This window comes from Streptomyces sp. NPDC059142 (assembly GCF_042755665.1).
In the GTDB taxonomy this organism is placed as follows: domain Bacteria; phylum Actinomycetota; class Actinomycetes; order Streptomycetales; family Streptomycetaceae; genus Streptomyces.
In genome coordinates this window covers 31,900-48,418 of record NZ_JBHZDA010000019.1, presented here as the reverse complement: position 1 = coordinate 48,418, position 16,519 = coordinate 31,900, and the positions used below count along the sequence as shown (strand labels likewise).

Sequence of the window (16,519 nt, the reverse complement as noted above, 5' to 3'; positions counted from 1 at the left end):
ATGCGACCGACGTTCATACTCGTCCACGGAGCCTTCGCGAACTCGTTCTCCTTCGCGCCGCTCCAGGCCGAACTCGGCCTCCTCGGGCACCGTTCGGTCGCCGTCGACCTGCCCGGCCACGGATTCGGGGCGGACTTCCCGCGCCCCTACCAGGCACCGCAGGACCTCGAAGGGCTCGCCGCCGCGCCCGGTTCGATCCGGGGCGTCACGCTGGCCGACAACGCCGCGCACCTCATCGGGATCCTGGAACGGGCCAAGCGCAACGGCCCGGTGATCCTCGTCTCCCACAGCCGCGGCGGCATCACGGCCACCGCCGCCGCCAACGCGCGGCCGGAGCTGATCGACCGCCTCGTCTACGTGTCGGCCTGGTGCCCGGTCGCCCTCGACGTAGGCGAGTACTACGCCGAGCCGGAGATGGCCACGGTCGACACCGCTTCCCTGGCCGGGGCGATGGCCGGGAACCCGGCCGAACTCGGGCTGCTCCGCACCAACTTCCGCACCGCGGACCCCGATGTCCTCGCCGCGTTCAAGGCGGCCTTCCTCGCCGACGGCACCGACCAGGAGTTCCTGGCCTTCCTGAACACCTTCCAGCCCGACGAGAACCTGGACGCCGGCACCCCCGACGACCGGGCCCAGGCCGCGACGTGGGGCCGTGTCCCGAAGACCTATGTCCGCCTGGCCGACGACACGAGCATGCCGCTCGCCCTCCAGGACCGGCTGATCCGCGAGGGCGACGCACTGACGCCGGACAACCCGTACGACGTCCGCACCCTGGCGGGCAGCCATCTGAAGTGGCTCGTCGACCCGGCCCCCGCGGCGCGCGTCCTCGGGGAACTCACCGCGCTCCTGGACACACCCGTCGCCCCGTAGGAGGCCCCGGCTCCCCGAGGGTCCGGCGCGGGCGAACGGCTACCGTACGGAACTCTCCATCCGCCACCGCCACCGGCACCGGCACCGGACGCCGTACGGCCCCTCCGCCCCGGTGGAGCGGAGGGGCCGCCACGAAGCGCACCGGTCACACGGACGCCGGGCGGTGTACGGCCCCGTACCGCAGCAGCCCGACGGCCGCGGCGACGAGTGTCCCCACGGAGACGCACCGGGCGGACCCCCCGCTCCGCCCGGTCGCGCTCCGCACGTCCCCGTCGTTCTCGTCGCCGCCGCTCTCTCCGTCGCGCTTCGCTTCCCGCTTCTTCTCCCCCTCCCTCGCCAACTCGTCCTCAACACGGTCGAGAAGCGACTCCCAGGCGTCCGGGGCGATCCCTCCGTGCAGCTCCAGAAGGCGCGCCCGGCTCGCGCGTGCCCTCTCTTGGAGCAGATCGTGCATGTCTCCCATTTACTTCCCTCTTCCTCCAGATCGGATGGTGAGCGGCACGCCCCCGAACTGCCGTCCCCGGGCGCCTTCCTCCTGAGTCGCGCACTTTCCTTCCCGTCGCCGTTCGGGTCTCTAGGACCCAACCTGGGATCACGGGCCCCCGCCCGTGATCCCGAGAAGAGCTCTAGCCGACGTCTCCGAGCTCGTCGTGGATCGTCGCCCGGTACGCGGCGAGGAGCCCTCTGACCTTGTCCAGACGGCGCTTCACGGTCTGCCGGTCGATCTCCAGATACCGGCTGATCTCGGTCTGGTTGAGTCCTTTCACGATCGACAGCCGGCCCACCTCGTACATCCCGCCCTCGTCCGGCAGGGCCTGCCGCAACAGCCCGTCGACCGCCTGGACGGCCTGGACCTCGAAGTACGCGCTGGTCTCCGGGGCGGTCGGCGCACGGTCGGGGATCTCGTCCGTGGGAAACGACTTGTCGCGGTCGTACGCCCGGCAGACATCGGCGATGACACCGGCCATGACCTTCGCGGCGAACGCCCGGCCGCCGTCCTGCCGGTCGAGCGTGAAGCCCGGGTCCGACCAGCGGGCGACCAGCTTGACCACACACGTCTGGACGACGTCCTCCAGATCGCGTCCGAGCCCCTTGGCGAGCACCATCGACTCCAGCATCGGCTTCAGCCGCAGGAGTTCCGCCACCTGCTCCTCCGTCAGCCCCCTCCGGCGGCGGGCCGCCCCGGCGGGCCGCCGGTCCTGCCGGGGCACCGTTGAGTGGGGGACGGCGGAAACAGACCCCTCTCCGCCCGTCGGCCCCCGCACCTCGGGTGCGTTCTTCATGGGCGCGTCCTTTCTGTCGTGTCCTCCGGCCTGTCCACGCGACGGACCGGACAACGGCCTCGCGCCCTGTTACGCCGTCAGCTCCACGTCCCGGAGGGGCATTTGATCTCCATCGTCTCCGGGTGACTGTCAGTGGCTCCTGCCACGATGACCGCCATGACGACCCCCTGGCTCCTCACCGACATCGAGCAGGCGATCCGCAGCAGTTGGAGCGCCGAGACCTGCACACCGGAGTACCGCTCACGCTGGACCCCGGACAACCCGGCCAGGGACCAATGCGGCGTGACCGCGATGGTCCTCCACGACCTCCTCGGCGGCGAGCTGATCCGCGGCGAGGTCCACGTGGACGGCGAGCGCACGGACTTCCACTGGTGGAACCGGCTGGGCATGGGCATCGAGATGGACCTCACCCGCGAACAGTTCGGACCGGAGGAGATCGTCTCGGGAGGCATCCCCGTACCCCGCCCACCGGTGACCGAGTGGCGCCGCCTCGTACCGGAGTACGAGCTGCTGCGCACCCGCGTCACGGAGAAACTCGCCCGCTGACACCTCCGGACGGCTCCTCGGCCGGACGGGCACGCACGAAGGCCCCCGACCATGATCGGTCGGGGGCCTTCGGGCCGGTGGGCGCGGAGGGTGTGCCCGATACTCCCCCCTGCGTATCACCACAGCCATAAAATCGCGGCGTGATCCGCACCGTGGTGTTCGACGTTGGCGAGACATTGGTCCGCGACGACCGGTACTGGGCCTCCTGGGCCGACTGGATCGGCGCGCCCCGGCACACCGTCGCCGCACTCGTCGGCGCCGTCGTTGCACAGGGCAGGGACAACGCAGACGCCCTCCGTCTGATCAAGCCGGGCATCGACATCGCCGCCGAGTACGAGGCGCGCGATGCCGCCGGGAGAGGCGAGAATCTGGACGAGACCGACCTCTACCCCGACGTGCGGCCGACCCTCGCGGCCCTCCAGCAGCTCGGCGTCCGCGTGGTCGTCGCAGGCAACCAGACAGTCCGCGTCGGAGAGCTGCTGCGCCGTCTGGGCCTACCGGCCGATCTCGTCGCCACCTCCGGCGAGTGGGGTGTCGCAAAGCCGTCCCCGGAGTTCTTCACGCGGGTCCTCGACGCGTCCGGCGCGGGCGCCCGGGAGACCCTGTACGTCGGCGACCACCCCGCGAACGACATCGCTCCCGCCGCCGCGGCGGGCCTCTCCACCGCGCACCTGCGCCGCGGTCCCTGGGGCCACCTCTGGGCCGACCGGACCGAGGCCGCCGCCGCGGACTGGCGGATCGACGGCCTGATGGACCTGACGGAGATCGTCACCCGCTGACCTCAGCGCCGATCGGGCGGTACGGTCCCGACTTGGACGTCCGCCGCCACGTCGGGCAGCGCACCGGCGCCCACAGGAGCGCGCTCCGCCTCGCCCAGACCGGACAACCCAGGTGGTCCCGGCCCCGGTCGTCGTGCAGGGTTCTCCGGGACTGCCTCCGTGTGCCGGCGTCGACGGGGCAGTGGAGGTCGGCTCACGTCTGCGGCATCTGCTCGTCAGCGGCCCTGCGTGGTCGTCCCAGGGCTTCTGCTGCCCGCCTGTCCGCTGCATGCTTCTGCTCCATGGCGCCCCGCAGCTCCAGAGGAGTCGGCCATGGCGCGCGCCGGTGGATCATGCGGTGGCAATTGGCGCAGATGAGCGCCAGATCACTCAGCTTGGTCCTCCCCTCTCCCGCTTCGTGCAGCGGCACGACGTGATGGCACTCGATGTATCCGGCACCACGGTCGCCGTAGACCACCTCGAAATCGAAACCGCACGCCTCACAAGCAAGCTGCCCGCCACGCCCGAGAACGGAAGCGATCTTCTTCCTGCGCAGCCCCTTGTTCCGCTCGCGGCTCCGGTGGCGGCGTAGCAGCAACCTGCCCTCGGGCGCGCTGTACTCGTCTTCCTCTTCCTCCTCCGGCTCCGGGGGAAGATCCTGGAATTCTCCAGTGGTGAGACCATGCCGGATACGCCGGGCCACTTCTGTCATCTCGGTCGGCCTGGCGAGGAAGTCGTTCATGACTTCGACATCCAGCACGTTGCCGTTCGTGGGCTTCCCCCGGTAGTCCGGGTGCCGGGACGTGATGTCAACTGTCTTGCGAGCGACACCGTTGGGGTTCCGGAACAGCTCGTTGCGCAGCTCTTCGGGATGGATCGGCATGGTCTGCAGGAGTGCAGACAGCTCGATCACGCGCGGGTCGTCGAACTCCAGCCTCTTCCACCCGTTGGCCATCGCCAGCTCGCAGGCGAGAATGATCTCGTCGCGTGTCCAGTCGGGACTCCGCGACGAACGGACCACGAAGCCGAGCCCGGCGAGCCACCTGGCGGCGTGCGACCTTCCCCCGATCAACTCGTCCGGCTTCAGCACCCGGCCTTGATCGAACTTGTGGGCCACCCCGACGATGGCCTTCGAGTCGTACGTCCGGTCCTCGTGCAAGAGGTGATACCCAGTGGCCGGCTTGTATCCGTACGCGGACAGGAACCTGTCGCGTCCCATCTCGTCATACTCCGCCATAGCCTTGAGGACGCCGTCTCGGCTGATCGCACCTTTGCGCATGGCGAAAGCGTAAGGTCCGCCACTGACAGTCTGTTAGACATCCGCCACTGCGACGCTCGACGGCCCTCGGCCCGCTCCGCTCATCGGCCGGCCTCGGCCACCATCGGGCGGGCACGGCGCGCTGGATACCGAAGGCCCCCGACCATGATCGGTCGGGGGCCTTCGGGCTGGTGGGCGCGGACGGTTTCGAACCGCCGACATCTGCTTTGTAAGAGCAGCGCTCTACCCCTGAGCTACGCACCCGTGGATGAGGGAACAGCGTACATGGCCCGGGGGACCAGGTCGCAAACCCGTCCCCGCCGTCCCGGGTGCGGAAGGTCGCCGGGCGGAGTGCGAACTATCCGGCCCGTGTGTTCGTCATTACCAGGTGGGAGAATGAACGAGGGCAGGGTGAACTCGGCACGGGAGAGTGATGTGACGGCGACACACGCGCGGCCGTACGCGGGAGCCGACGGACGTGCCGTCAGTGGCGCCGGTGGAGCGGCGGAGGGTGGTGCGGGGCGCCCGGGTCGTCGTGGTGCGCTCGGCGGGCTCGGGGACGCGCTGACGCTGGTCCTGCTGCCGTTGCCACTGCTGGTGGGCGCCGTGTCCGGGGCCTTCGCCGGGGGCGGGACGCGGCGGTGGTTCGGTGGGCGGGGCGAGAGTCTGCGGGCCGACGCGCAGGCGGCGAAGGACGCCGCCGCGGCCTCCTTCTACGAGCTGGACACGGCCCAGCGCGACCTGCGGATCTCCATCGAGACGATCACCGCCGTGGACAGCTCGCCCGGGGCCCGCAAGGCCGTGGCCGACTTCGCCGCGCTCGGGCAGCGGATCGACGAGGTGAGCCACGGCTACATCACCGCCGTGGACGCCCACGACCTGGACAAGGACGATCTGGAGCCGTCCGCCGCCTCCAAGGCGCGCGGCGACCTCACCAAGGCCAAGCAGGAGCTGGACCGGGTCAAGGGCGACCTCGACCGGTTCGAGCAGGGGCTCGGGCCGCTGCTGGACAAGGCCGAGACGCAGCTCGCCCGCCTCGCGCCCGCCGTGGAGCGGGCCCGGCAGGCGCTGCTGGCCGCGAGCAACGGGCTCGACGCGGTACGGGAGGCCGGGCTGCGGGCCGACGACCTCGCGGCCCGCCTCGCCGCGCTCGCCCCCGAGCTGACCATGCTCAACCAGGGCGCGGGCCGGCACGGCGTCGCGGAGACCCTGCAGCGCGCCGACCGGGTCAAGCGGGACGCCGAGTCCGTACGGTCCGAGGCCGAGCGGCTGCCCGAGCGGGCCCGGGAGATCGACCGGCGGCTGGTGTCGCTGCGTACCCGCGCGCAGGCCCTCACCACCCGTGCCGGGACGGTGGACCCGGTGCTCAGCGAGTTGCGGCGGCGGTTCGCGGCGGCGTGCTGGCAGGACCTCCAGCAGGTACCCGACCAGGCGGCGAGCAGTGTACGGCAGGCGGAGGAGAAGCTCGCGGAGGCGGCGAAGGCGCGCGAGGAGCAGCGGTGGGCGGACGCGACGTCGCTGCTCAGCACGGCGCGGGCGCTGCTCAACGGTACGGACGAGGCGGTCTCCGCCGCCGGTGACCGGCTCCAGCGGCTGAACGCGGTGGCGAAGGACCCGCAGCAGGAGATCGACCGTACGCGGTTCGCGATCCGGGACGCGCAGCGTCTGGCCATGTCCGGCCGGACCACCCCGGAGCCCCGTCACGCCCGCCCGCTGGACGACTCGGTGGCGCGGCTGGACCGGGCGGTGTCCTCGCTGGAGGGCCGTCACCCGGACTACTGGCACTTCCTGACCGAGACCGAGGCGGTACGGCACCGGGTGGCGCAGGTGGTCTCGGAGATCCGCGAGGAGCGCGGCGCCGGGCAGGGCGGCTGAGAGCACCGGGGCGGTGCCGGGCGGCCCGGCGGCGCAGGGCGGCCCTGCGGCGCCGGGGCCGTCGAGTTGTCGGGCCGTCCCGGCGGGCGGAACATGGGGGAACGTACGGTTTCGTACCGAAGGAGGCCGCCCATGGCCAGCCCCGCGATCCGCCACTCCCCCGGCGCCGTGCCGCGCAACCGGGGGGCCGGCCGCCGCTCCGAGCGCCGACGACATGGACCGCGCCGGCGCGTCAGGCTCGACCAGCAGCTTCCGCTGGACCACCGGCTCAACCAGGTCTACCGCGTCGGCGCCGGTCTGATGGGGCTGGCCCTGATCGCCTTCGGGATCCTCGGGCTGATGGACCGGATCGGGTTCTTCGGCACGGGCGGTCACCGTGTGCTGGGGCTCAACGCCAACGGCACCCTGAGCGTCCTGTCCATCTGCGTCGGCGTGCTGCTGCTGGCCGGCATGGTCATCGGCGGGAACACCGCGTCGACCGTCAACATGGTCCTCGGTGTCCTCTTCATCCTCAGCGGTTTCGTCAATCTGGCGCTGCTGGACACCAGTTACAACTTCCTCGCCTTCCACCTCCAGAACGTGCTCTTCAGCTTCGTCGTCGGACTGCTGCTGATGTTCTTCGGCATGTACGGCAGGGTCAGCGGCAGCCTGCCGCACGACAACCCGTACTGGCGGGCCCGTCACCCGGAGGAGGCGGAACGCGAGGAGCGGCGGAAGGCCCTGGGCCGGAGCGGCGAGACCGCCCGCGGGCAGCTCGACGTCGGATAATCTCAGCCGTATGCCTCGCTACGAGTACCGCTGCCGCTCCTGTGGTGACACCTTCGAACTCAGCCGCCCGATGGCCGAGTCCTCGGCTCCGGCGTCCTGTCCCGAGGGTCACGACGACACCGTGAAGCTGCTCTCCACCGTCGCGGTCGGCGGTACGGCCAAGGGCGGCGCCCCGGCCCCCGCCGCCGGTGGCGGAGGGGGCGGCGGCTGCTGCGGTGGCGGCTGCTGCGGCTAGCGCCCGAACGAGGCCGGGACCCGAAGGGGCGGCCTCAGCCCGTCGCGGCGGCCAGCAGGCGGCGGAGGATCTCCTCGCCCGCCGCGACGCCCGTGTGCGGGAGGACGTCGACCCGGGGCGCGCGCCAGTTCTCCTCGGCCAGTTCGCCGTGGCCGGGGCGCCAGGCCCGGTCGGCGGCGAGCAGCAGGTCCGCGTCGAGGAGTGAGTCCCCGGCGGACAGGGTGAGTCCGGCGCCGGTCCTGCGGGCCACCTCCCGTACGGCCGCGCTCTTGGTGAGCGGGCGCGGTACGGCGTAGATCTTGCGGCCCTGGAGCGAGACCGTCCAGCCGCGCTCCCCCGCCCAGTCGGCCAGCTCCTTCACCCAGCCCTCGGGCAGCAGGGCGCGGTCGACGACCAGATAGGCGAAGAGGTCCTCGGCGACCCGCTGCTTGAGCAGCCACTCCGGCCCGGCGGTCGCGCCGAGATGCGCGCGGACCTCGTCGAGCGGCGCGCACTCGGCGGCCAGCCGCGCCGCGACCTCGGCCTGCCACGCCGGGTCCGAGACTCCGTCGACCAGCAGATGGCCGCCGTTGGCGCAGATCGCGAACTCCGGCGCGGGGCCGGGCAGCCGGATCCTGCCGTACTGCTCGCGGGTACGGGTGGTCGTCGGGACGAAGACGGTCGTCCTGGCCAGCCGGTCCAGGAGGGCGGCGGCCGTCTCCGTCAGATAGGACAGCGGCCGGCTCTCGTACACCTCGACGCAGAGCAGCCGGGGCGCCTCGGCGTCCGGCATCGACAGCCCGAGGGCGGCGGCCGAGTAGATGAGGGTGCGGTCCAGGTCGCTGGCGACCAGGACCGGGGCCGCCGTGGGGTCGGTGCTCACGCGCCCGCCACCGCCTTGCCGTCGGCGCCGGTCGCGCCCCGGGTGTACTGGGGGTGGATCAGCCCGACGCAGGTGTACGGCAGGCCGTCGACCTCCTCCACGGGCACCCCGCGCTGTGCGGCCAGCAGCCGCACATGGTCGAGGTCGGCGCCCGCGCCGCGCTGGGCGAGGATCTTCCAGGGGACGCGCCGCAGCAGGACGCGGGTGGTCTCGCCGACGCCGGGCTTGACCAGGTTCACGTCGTGGATGCCGTACTCCTCGCTGATCCGCTCGACGGCCGCCCAGCCCTCCCAGGTGGGGGCGCGGTCGGCCGCGAGGAGTTCCTTGGACTCGGTGGCCACGGCGTCCGCGACCTCGTCGAAGCGGGCGGCGACGGTGTCGAGGAAGTACTGCGAGACATCCGCCCCGGCCAGCTCCCGGTAGTGCTTCGCGCCGTGGAAGTCGTCGGGGCCGACCAGGTCGGCGCGGAGGACCGTACGGGAGATCAGTCCGGAGACCGTGGAGTTGAGGCAGGCGGAGGGGATGAGGAAGTCCTCGCGGGTGCCGTACGTCCGGACGCAGCCGCCCGGGTCGGCGAGGACCGCGATCTCCGGGTCGAAGCCGTCGAACCCGGCCAGGGCCTCGGCCAGTTCGCGGGTGATGGCGCCCTTGCCGGTCCAGCCGTCGACGAAGACCACGTCGGCCGGGTCGTGGTGGGCGGCGAGCCAGCGCAGGGCGTTGGCGTCGATGCCCCGGCCGCGCACGATGGAGACGGCGTAGTGCGGCAGGTCGAGGCCGTGGCGGTGGTGGGCCCAGCGGCGCATCAGGACGCCGACGGGGGTGCCCGCGCGGGCCAGGGAGACCAGTACGGGGCGCGGCGAGCGTTCGGCGAGGACCGTCTCGGTGACCGTGCCGACGGCTCGGGCGACCCGGGCCGCCGAGGTCTCCAGCGCGGCGGCGAACAGCTCCTGGTAGCGCGCGCTCGGCTGGTACTCGACGGGCAGGGACTCGGCGTAGTGCGCGCCCCCGCTCTGGATGGCCTCCTCGCGCTCCTCGGTCGGGGCCTCCAGCTCGACGTCGGAGAGGTCCTGGAGGAGCCAGCCCACGTCCTCGGGCGCGTACGAGGAGAAGGCGGGGCCCCGGAGGGGTTCGGGCAGCATGCGGGGGTCCTGCCGTTCTGGGAGGTGCGACGCGGGGTCGTGTGTCTCGCGGGCGTGCGACGCGGGGGCGTGCGTGTCCGGGGCGCCGGAGGGGGCGCTGGAGGGGGGTCCGGAGGGGATGTACGAGGGGACCACCGCCAGGAGTACGCGCGGCGTGTGTTCGGCGAGCCGGGCCAGCAGGCCGCCCGGGGCGTGCAGCGCGGGGGTGTCGGCGACGGAGTCGACCACGGCGACGACCGCGTCGAAGCCGCCGCCCGCGACGTTGTACGCGTACCGGTCGCCGCCGTTCTCCGCGCCGCCGTTCTCCGCGCCGCCGGGCAGGGCCTCGGTGTCGTGGGCCGGGAAGACGAGGCGGCTGCGTATCGCGTAACCGGGGTCGTCCACGGCCAGTACGGGTGAGCGGGTCGTGGTGGAGTACCGCACCCGGGGCGCCGGGTCCGCGTCCCCGTACGCGCGCTCCAGCTCCCCGGCGAGGCGCAGCGGCGCGTACATCAGCTCCTCGAAGCCGAGGACGAGGACGCGCCGGGCGTCGCCCAGTTCGGCGGCGAGGGCGCCGGCCATCGCGGGCAGCGCGCTCTCCAGCGCCGTCCGGTGCGCCGGGGTGAAGCCGTGCCGGCCGCCGTCCGGGACCCCGGCGGGCCACTCCAGGGCGACCCGCGCCACGGGGCCGGGCGCCCCGGGCTCCGCGCGCTGTGCGGGTACCGGCGAAGGCACCGGCGTCTCGTGCCGTGCCACCAGCTCCTGCCCCTTGGCCAGGACGCCGTCCGGGAGCCGGACCGTACCGGAGGCCAGCGTGACCAGGTCGACGCGCGCCCCCAGCTCCCGGGCGAACTCGGCGAGCCGCCCCTGGTCGGCGGGCGAGCGCATGTCGACCAGCGCGACGATCACGTACCACCGCCGGGGGTAGCGGTCGTGCAGGGCGCGGATGGTGTTCCGGACGGTGTTGCCGGTGGAGAACTCGTCGTCGACCAGGACCAGCGGCCCGTCCGAGGCCAGCAGACCGGGGTCCTCGGGCAGCAGCAGATGGGAGGTGGCGTGCGAGTGGGACTCCTCGAAGCCGCCCGCGCGCGCGACGCCCGCGACGGCGCGGCGTGTGGAGTGCAGGTAAGGGGCGTGGCGTACGCCGTCGGCGACCGCGTGGCCGAGTCCGGTCGCGGTCTCCGCGTAACCGAGCACCACCGCCCGCGTGACCTCGGGGCCCAGCAGCTCCCGTACCCGCTCGCCGAGTTCGACGCCCGTTCCGTGGACGACGGCGGGGCTCTGCGGCACATGCTTGCCCAGCACGTTCGAGACGAGGAGATGGGCGCGCTTGGGGTTACGGCGCAGGGCGAGCCCGAGCAGGTCCCGTAGCCCGTCGTCGCCGGCCAGCTCGATGCCCAGCCGCTCGGCGACCCATGTGCCCGACCAGACCATGCCGTTGTTCTCCTCCGTGTCGGTGATCCTCGTGGTGGCGGTGGGCCGTGGCCCGTGCGTCCGTGCCCGCCCGCTCACTCCGCGAGTCCGGCCGTCAGCAGCTCCACGAAGCCGACGTCCTCGCGGGCGACGCCGAAGACCTCGGCGCGCAGGAGGGTGCGTTCGGCCCAGGCGCGGTGGGGCTTCACCTCGTTCATCTTGTTCGTGTACGCGGAGCGCAGCACGCCGCCACCGTCCCGTTCGGGGCGCAGGATGTCTTGGGCGTCGCTGAACTCCTCGTGGCTGACGACGGAGAGCGCGTGCACGGGCGGGACGTGCGAGGGGTGGATGCAGGTCTTGCCCATGAGCCCGTTGGCGCGGTCGAGTTCGATCTCGCGGAGCAGCCCGTCGAGGTCGTGCTCGATCAGGGCGGTGCGCAGCTCCTCGGCGCGCCCTTCGAGGAAGGGGCTGCGGCGGAGCTGGGGCTTGAACATGCGCTCCTGGAGCCGGAAGTACTCCCAGACGGGGCCGGTGATGGTGAAGCCGGTGCCGTCGGCGCGGCCCAGGACGTTGACGACGTCCGCGATGACCCCGGCGACGATCCGGACGTCGTACGCCGTCATGTCGGGGGACCTGCGCAGTCCGTACGCCGAGCAGAAGTCGGTGACGCCCAGCCGCAGGGCCAGTACGCGGTCGCGGTACTTGTCGACGGCGCGGGCGATGCCGGTGAGCGTCTCGGTCCTGGTCTCCAGGTGGAGCAGTTCGGGCGATTCGAGGACGGGCATGGCGTAGAGCGTGCGCCCGCAGGCGGCCTCCGCCTCGGTCAGCGCCTCCAGGAAGGCGGTGCCGCGCTCCTCGGTGAACTTGGGGAGTACGAATCCGGACAGCAGCCGGCCCGGGGCGCCCAGGCGCCGGACGAGGTCGGGGATCTGGTCCGGTTCGCGGACGCGGACGAAGAGCAGCGGTGTCTCGGCGCCCCGCTCGTCGAGTGCGGCGAACTGGCGGACCAGATTGGCCTCGGCGCCCTCGACCTCGGCGTCGTGGATGGAGTCCTCCAGGCAGAGCACCATGGAGACGACTCCGCGTCCGGCCTGCTTGTGCACGTCGTCCGCCAGCCGGGGCCGGGTGGCCGGGCTGTAGAGGGTGGCCCCGAGGGCGGCGGAGAGCAGCCTGGCGGGGGACCCGGCGGTGAACTCGCACGGTTCCTGGTGGAACAGGCCCTCGCGGGCAGCGGGCGGGATATGCCCGAAATGACGCATGTAGATCCCCCGTACCGCCAGAATGGCCTGTTGGTCATGTGGCCGGTAATAGTACGTATGGGCGGGTGTCAAGAGTTCCCCGGGCGCATGAAATCCTGGTAACTCGTCTGCTTCGCGGTGGCTCCACCGGCGTACCGGTCGTACGGCCGGCAGGACGGAACGTGGCGGAGGGGCCGCCACGTTGTCCCCGTGGGCGATGGGAAGGCAGGATGGCCGGTATGACGCACGCGATGCTCAAGGGCTCGAACGTCCCCCTCGACGCCATGGCCGTACGAGCCGTGCTGCGCTGGTCGCCCGGCGCCGGGGTCCCGGATGTGGACGCCTCGGCGCTGCTGCTCGGCTCCGGCGGCCAGGTCAGGTCCGACGAGGACTTCGTCTTCTACAACCAGCCGAGGCATCCGTCCGGGGTGGTGCGCCGGCTGCCCAAGAAGCAGGTCGGCGAGTGGCTGACCGACTCCGTCGAGGCGGACCTCACCGCGCTCGACCCCTCGGTCGAGCAGGTCGTGCTGGCCGCCTCCTCGGACGGCGCCGCCTTCCAGCATGTGAGCGACCTGCGGATCATGCTGTACGACGCGGGCGCGGCCGACGGGGAGCCGCTGGCCGTCTTCGACGTGCAGCCGGAGACCGGCGAGGAGACCGCGATCATCTGCGGCGAGCTGTACCGGCGCGGCGACACCTGGAAGTTCCGCGCCGTGGGACAGGGGTATCCGACCGGGCTGATCGGCCTCGCCACCGCGTTCGGCATCTCGGTCGACGACACGGAGGACACGGACGGCGACGACGCGGCGGACGGTGCCGACGAGTCCACCGTCATGATGGACCCCGGCGCCGACACCGTGGTCCACCCCGGTCCTGACATCACGGCGGCCACCCTGCCCCCGGCTCAGCTCCCGCCGCCCCCGGTCCTGCCTCCCGCTTACGGCTATCCGCAGCCCGACCTGCCCGCGGCCCAGCCGCCCTACGGCTATCCGCAGCCCGTCTCGGCGCCGCATCCGCAGCCCGGGTACGGCTATCCGCAGCCGGCCGCCGCCGCGGCGCCCGCGCCCGACCCGCACTTCCGGCTGCCTCCGATGGGCCCGCAGTTCGCCCGGCAGTAGTCCGCCGGGTCCCCGGGGGCGGGGCGCGGGGGGGCGGCGGGGGCGGCGCGCGCGGGAGTGTGGCGCGGCGGGCCCGGGCCGCCCGCCGGGGGGCGGGCGCGGGGGCGGGGCGCCCGGCGGCGCCCCGCGCGCCCCGGGGCGCCCGCGCCGGTCCTCCCGGCCCGGGCGCCGGTCCTTCCGGCTCAAGGCCGCCTCAGGTCTTCGCCTTGTAGCCGCGGCCCCACTGGAGACCCCAGCCGTACAGCCGGTCCAGCTCGGCCTGGAAGCCGTACACGTACTTCACCTCGCGCCGGACGACCAGATCGCCCTTGACGTTCTGGAGCGAGAAGACCGCGCAGGAACGGGCCTGCGGCTCGTCGTCGTCGAGGTCGATCTCGATCCGCGGGCCGTTGCTCGGGTAGAGCGTCACATGGGCGTGCGTACGGTTGAACGCGGGCGTCTGGTCGTAGATGTAGACGAAGAACAGCAGGCGCTTGATCTCGTCCCGGTTGTCGAGGTTGACATAGACGGTCTCCCCCGAACCCGCCCCGAACCGGTCGTCACCGCTGAGCTTCACGTACGGCGGGTCGTTGAGGTCCCCCAGGAAGTTGCCCAGGGGCTGGACGACGCCCTTGCTGCCGTCCATCAGCTCGTACATGCAGCCGAGGTCCAGGTCGACGTTGACCACGCCCTGCGTATGGGCCTGGACGACCTCGGGCTTGAAGAGCTTGAGCGGGTTGCCCAGGAGCTTGCCGCTCTGGCGTGAGCGCTCCCCGATGTCGGAGGTGCGCATCTGCCAGGAGAGGTTCACCCGGAGATTGCCGGTCGCCGCTCCCTGCTTGGAGAGCGAGATCGTCGGGCGCCGCTTGGTCAGTTCGATGGAGTTGGACGCGCTGCCCGAATCGAACTGCGATGCCCTTTGCCCTTGCCACAGGTTGTCCCAGAAGGCCATGCCCCCCACCCCACTCCAGTCATCCACTCGTCGTCGGCTTGCCAACAAACCGTCATATCGGCACGGAAGAACGGGGCGGCCGGTAGGCTCCCGCCTCTTGGCCGCCCCGTTCAACAGGGTTCCCTGGATCCGCTCCGTGTCACACCCCTGAGCACCGGCTCACGGGAGGGCTCACCGGAGCATGCGCTCAGACGTGGAGCGCCGTCTTGTCCCCGTCGGCGTCCTTGCCCCCGCCTTCCTCTTCGAGCGCCTTGTTACGGCGCACGGAGGACCAGAAGGAGGCCGCGATGAGAATGACCCCGACCAGACCCGTGATGATCTCGTTGATGGAGTGCTCGATGGTGATGAGCAGGATCGCGGCCAGCGCACCGATCGCGTAGTGCGCGCCGTGCTCCAGGTAGACATAGTCGTCCAGGGTGCCCTGGCGGACCAGGTACACCGTCAGCGAACGGACGTACATCGCGCCGATACCGAGACCCAGCGCCATCCAGAAGATGTGGTTCGTGATGGCGAAGGCGCCGATCACCCCGTCGAAGGAGAAGGAGGCGTCCAGGACCTCCAGGTACAGGAAGAGGAAGAACGCCGCCTTGCCGGCCAGGCCGATCGCGGAGACCTCCTTGCCCTCGGCCTTGGCCTTCTCCTCTTCCTCCTGCTCGCGCTCCTCCTCCTCTTCGAGTTTGTCCTCGAAGTAGCCGGAGAGACCGCCGACCACGAGATAGGTGATCAGACCGGCGATCCCGGCCAGCAGGACGGTGGCCGACTTGTCCGCGTACCCGGTGCTGGTGTGCGCGTTGGTCGCGAAGGTCATGGCCGCGACCAGCAGGACGATCAGCGCGACGCAGACCGACAGCATGTCGACCTTGCCGAGCTTGGCCAGCGGGCGCTCCAGCCAGGCGAGCCACTTGATGTCCCGGTCCTCGAAGATGAAGTCCAGGAAGATCATCAGGAGGAACATGCCACCGAAGGCGGCGATCGCCGGGTGGGCGTCGGTGACCAGGTCCTCGTAGCGACCGGGGTTGTCCATGGCGAGCTGGACGGCCTCGATCGGCCCGACCTTGGCGCTGATGGCGACGATGACGACGGGGAAGACCAGTCGCATACCGAAGACGGCGATGAGGATGCCGACGGTGAGGAAGATCTTCTGCCAGAAGGCATTCATCTTCTTCAGGATCCCGGCGTTGACGACCGCGTTGTCGAAGGACAGCGAGATCTCAAGGATCGAGAGGATCAGTACGATCCCGAACGCCTCCCACCCCCACTGCCAGGCCGCGAAGGCCAGGCCGATCGCCGTGATGGCGAACGACCAGCCGAAGGTTTTCAGGATCACTGGCTACCCCATCTGGTGATTAACGGGTTTTCCCCCGCGCAGCGTACTGCTTTACGAAACGTTGACCCCGAAGTCTAGAGCGATGCCCCGCAGGCCCGACGCGTACCCCTGGCCCACGGCCCGGAACTTCCATTCGCCGCCGTACCGGTACAACTCGCCGAAGATCATCGCCGTTTCCGTGGAGGCGTCCTCGCTGAGGTCGTAGCGGGCGAGTTCCTGGCCGTCCGCCTGGTTGACGACCCGGATGAACGCGTTGGCGACCTGGCCGAATGTCTGGCCGCGATTGTCGGCGTCATGGATCGAGACCGGGAAAACGATCTTGTCGCAGTTGGCCGGGACCTGGGAGAGATCGACGATCAGCGATTCGTCGTCGCCCTCGCCCTCACCCGTCAGATTGTCCCCGGTGTGCTGGACGGAGCCCTCAGGGCTCGTCAGGTTGTTGTAGAAGATGAAGAACTGGTCGCCGAGTACGCGCCCTGACTGGCAGAGCAGCGCGCTGGCGTCGAGGTCGAAGTCCGCTCCGGTGGTGGAGCGGGCGTCCCAGCCGAGCCCGACCAACACCTGGGTGAGGTTGGGTGCGGCTTTGGAGAGGGAGACATTGCCTCCCTTGGCGAGTGTGACGCCCATGATGGTGAGTCCTCCCCGAGGTGGTGTTCGTGTGGTGCCGGCAGGCAGGACGCGCCTGGGGTCCTGCCCGTTCCGTACCCGGTCATGCCGTTCGTTCCCGTACCGAGATCATGCCGTCCCCGGCCGTGTCCGCACACCCGCTCCCCAGGACCGGTACGAACCCGGTACGCGTCCGGGGCCCCCCCGGGGGGGGGGGGGCGGGGGGGGGGGGGGGGGCCGGGGGGGGGGGGGGGGGGGGCGGTGTGGGCGAATTCCAGGGGGGGGGCGCGCCGCACCCCGGCGGGGGGGTTTA

Annotated in this window: 16 protein-coding genes and 1 tRNA gene; 7 read left to right on the top strand and 10 right to left on the bottom strand. The window is 71.5% G+C overall.

Going from position 1 to position 16,519, the window contains the following annotated elements; translation table 11 throughout:
* Complete coding sequence (locus ACFXPK_RS10290) at positions 1-870, top strand: alpha/beta fold hydrolase (protein ID WP_385003259.1); 870 nt, start codon at positions 1-3, stop codon at positions 868-870.
* 145 nt (positions 871-1,015) lie between these two features.
* Here ACFXPK_RS10290 and ACFXPK_RS10285 read toward each other — a convergent pair whose 3' ends face one another.
* Both ACFXPK_RS10285 and ACFXPK_RS10280 read right to left on the bottom strand, forming a co-directional pair.
* On the bottom strand, positions 1,016-1,333 hold the full coding sequence (locus ACFXPK_RS10285) for a hypothetical protein (RefSeq protein WP_385003262.1): 318 nt from the start codon (positions 1,331-1,333) through the stop codon (positions 1,016-1,018).
* A 163-nt stretch (positions 1,334-1,496) separates the two neighbouring features.
* On the bottom strand, positions 1,497-2,153 hold the full coding sequence (locus tag ACFXPK_RS10280) for a sigma-70 family RNA polymerase sigma factor (RefSeq protein ID WP_385003265.1): 657 nt from the start codon (positions 2,151-2,153) through the stop codon (positions 1,497-1,499).
* A gap of 156 nt (positions 2,154-2,309) precedes the next feature.
* On the opposite strand from ACFXPK_RS10280, the gene ACFXPK_RS10275 reads away from it, so the two are divergent.
* Positions 2,310-2,699: a hypothetical protein gene (locus ACFXPK_RS10275; RefSeq protein WP_385003268.1), complete on the top strand. Its 390-nt coding sequence runs from the start codon at positions 2,310-2,312 to the stop codon at positions 2,697-2,699.
* A 140-nt stretch (positions 2,700-2,839) separates the two neighbouring features.
* On the top strand, positions 2,840-3,478 hold the full coding sequence (locus ACFXPK_RS10270) for an HAD family hydrolase (protein ID WP_385073714.1): 639 nt from the start codon (positions 2,840-2,842) through the stop codon (positions 3,476-3,478).
* Positions 3,479-3,671: 193 nt separating this feature from the next.
* Here the strand turns inward: ACFXPK_RS10270 and ACFXPK_RS10265 are convergent, their stop codons facing one another.
* Together ACFXPK_RS10265 and ACFXPK_RS10260 are read right to left on the bottom strand one after the other, a co-directional pair.
* Positions 3,672-4,736, bottom strand: a complete 1,065-nt coding sequence (locus tag ACFXPK_RS10265) for an HNH endonuclease (protein WP_385073711.1) — start codon at positions 4,734-4,736, stop codon at positions 3,672-3,674.
* A 168-nt stretch (positions 4,737-4,904) separates the two neighbouring features.
* Positions 4,905-4,979, bottom strand: a tRNA-Val gene (locus tag ACFXPK_RS10260).
* Between the two features lie 171 nt (positions 4,980-5,150).
* Here ACFXPK_RS10260 and ACFXPK_RS10255 point away from each other — a divergent pair.
* The 3 genes from ACFXPK_RS10255 (at position 5,151) to ACFXPK_RS10245 (ending at position 7,593) form a co-directional block, all read left to right on the top strand.
* Positions 5,151-6,590, top strand: coding sequence for a hypothetical protein (locus ACFXPK_RS10255; RefSeq protein ID WP_385003277.1), 1,440 nt, complete (start codon positions 5,151-5,153; stop codon positions 6,588-6,590).
* Between the two features lie 132 nt (positions 6,591-6,722).
* Positions 6,723-7,358 carry a DUF4383 domain-containing protein gene (locus tag ACFXPK_RS10250; RefSeq protein WP_385003280.1) on the top strand — a complete coding sequence of 212 codons (636 nt, stop codon included), beginning with the start codon at positions 6,723-6,725 and terminating at the stop codon, positions 7,356-7,358.
* 10 nt (positions 7,359-7,368) lie between these two features.
* Positions 7,369-7,593, top strand: a complete 225-nt coding sequence (locus ACFXPK_RS10245; RefSeq protein ID WP_385003282.1) for a zinc ribbon domain-containing protein — start codon at positions 7,369-7,371, stop codon at positions 7,591-7,593.
* A gap of 34 nt (positions 7,594-7,627) precedes the next feature.
* Here ACFXPK_RS10245 and ACFXPK_RS10240 read toward each other — a convergent pair whose 3' ends face one another.
* The 3 genes from ACFXPK_RS10240 to ACFXPK_RS10230 form a co-directional block, all read right to left on the bottom strand.
* Entirely contained in the window at positions 7,628-8,455 is an 828-nt protein-coding gene (locus tag ACFXPK_RS10240; RefSeq protein ID WP_385073707.1) for an HAD family hydrolase, read from the bottom strand.
* A complete protein-coding gene (locus tag ACFXPK_RS10235) occupies positions 8,452-11,007 on the bottom strand; it encodes a phosphoribosyltransferase (RefSeq protein ID WP_385073802.1) in 2,556 nt (851 codons plus the stop codon). The genes ACFXPK_RS10240 and ACFXPK_RS10235 overlap by 4 nt, the downstream gene beginning before the upstream one ends.
* Positions 11,008-11,081: 74 nt before the next feature.
* Positions 11,082-12,245, bottom strand: a complete 1,164-nt coding sequence (locus ACFXPK_RS10230; protein ID WP_385003288.1) for an HpcH/HpaI aldolase/citrate lyase family protein — start codon at positions 12,243-12,245, stop codon at positions 11,082-11,084.
* 218 nt (positions 12,246-12,463) lie between these two features.
* Here ACFXPK_RS10230 and ACFXPK_RS10225 point away from each other — a divergent pair, with 218 nt between their 5' ends.
* Positions 12,464-13,342 (top strand): TerD family protein, encoded by an 879-nt coding sequence (locus tag ACFXPK_RS10225; protein WP_385003291.1) that lies wholly within the window; start codon positions 12,464-12,466, stop codon positions 13,340-13,342.
* A 193-nt stretch (positions 13,343-13,535) separates the two neighbouring features.
* Here the strand turns inward: ACFXPK_RS10225 and ACFXPK_RS10220 are convergent, their stop codons facing one another.
* The 3 genes from ACFXPK_RS10220 to ACFXPK_RS10210 form a co-directional block, all read right to left on the bottom strand.
* Positions 13,536-14,273, bottom strand: a complete 738-nt coding sequence (locus ACFXPK_RS10220) for a Tellurium resistance (RefSeq protein WP_384914531.1) — start codon at positions 14,271-14,273, stop codon at positions 13,536-13,538.
* 187 nt (positions 14,274-14,460) lie between these two features.
* Positions 14,461-15,600, bottom strand: coding sequence for a DUF475 domain-containing protein (locus ACFXPK_RS10215; RefSeq protein WP_385073703.1), 1,140 nt, complete (start codon positions 15,598-15,600; stop codon positions 14,461-14,463).
* Positions 15,601-15,651: 51 nt separating this feature from the next.
* Complete coding sequence (locus tag ACFXPK_RS10210) at positions 15,652-16,227, bottom strand: TerD family protein (RefSeq protein WP_384997094.1); 576 nt, start codon at positions 16,225-16,227, stop codon at positions 15,652-15,654.
* Between the last annotated feature and the right edge of the window lie 292 nt (positions 16,228-16,519).

Bases quoted from the DNA above. Each gene is read 5' to 3' on its own strand.
- ACFXPK_RS10235 (WP_385073802.1), bottom strand. From the start codon at position 11,007: ATGGTCTGGTCGGGCACATGGGTCGCCGAGCGGCTGGGCATCGAGCTG.
- ACFXPK_RS10220 (WP_384914531.1), bottom strand. From the start codon at position 14,273: ATGGCCTTCTGGGACAACCTGTGGCAAGGGCAAAGGGCATCGCAGTTC.
- ACFXPK_RS10290 (WP_385003259.1), top strand. From the start codon at position 1: ATGCGACCGACGTTCATACTCGTCCACGGAGCCTTCGCGAACTCGTTC.
- ACFXPK_RS10250 (WP_385003280.1), top strand. From the start codon at position 6,723: ATGGCCAGCCCCGCGATCCGCCACTCCCCCGGCGCCGTGCCGCGCAAC.
- ACFXPK_RS10225 (WP_385003291.1), top strand. From the start codon at position 12,464: ATGACGCACGCGATGCTCAAGGGCTCGAACGTCCCCCTCGACGCCATG.
- ACFXPK_RS10265 (WP_385073711.1), bottom strand. From the start codon at position 4,736: ATGCGCAAAGGTGCGATCAGCCGAGACGGCGTCCTCAAGGCTATGGCG.
- ACFXPK_RS10280 (WP_385003265.1), bottom strand. From the start codon at position 2,153: ATGAAGAACGCACCCGAGGTGCGGGGGCCGACGGGCGGAGAGGGGTCT.
- ACFXPK_RS10210 (WP_384997094.1), bottom strand. From the start codon at position 16,227: ATGGGCGTCACACTCGCCAAGGGAGGCAATGTCTCCCTCTCCAAAGCC.
- ACFXPK_RS10285 (WP_385003262.1), bottom strand. From the start codon at position 1,333: ATGGGAGACATGCACGATCTGCTCCAAGAGAGGGCACGCGCGAGCCGG.
- ACFXPK_RS10230 (WP_385003288.1), bottom strand. From the start codon at position 12,245: ATGCGTCATTTCGGGCATATCCCGCCCGCTGCCCGCGAGGGCCTGTTC.
- ACFXPK_RS10275 (WP_385003268.1), top strand. From the start codon at position 2,310: ATGACGACCCCCTGGCTCCTCACCGACATCGAGCAGGCGATCCGCAGC.
- ACFXPK_RS10245 (WP_385003282.1), top strand. From the start codon at position 7,369: ATGCCTCGCTACGAGTACCGCTGCCGCTCCTGTGGTGACACCTTCGAA.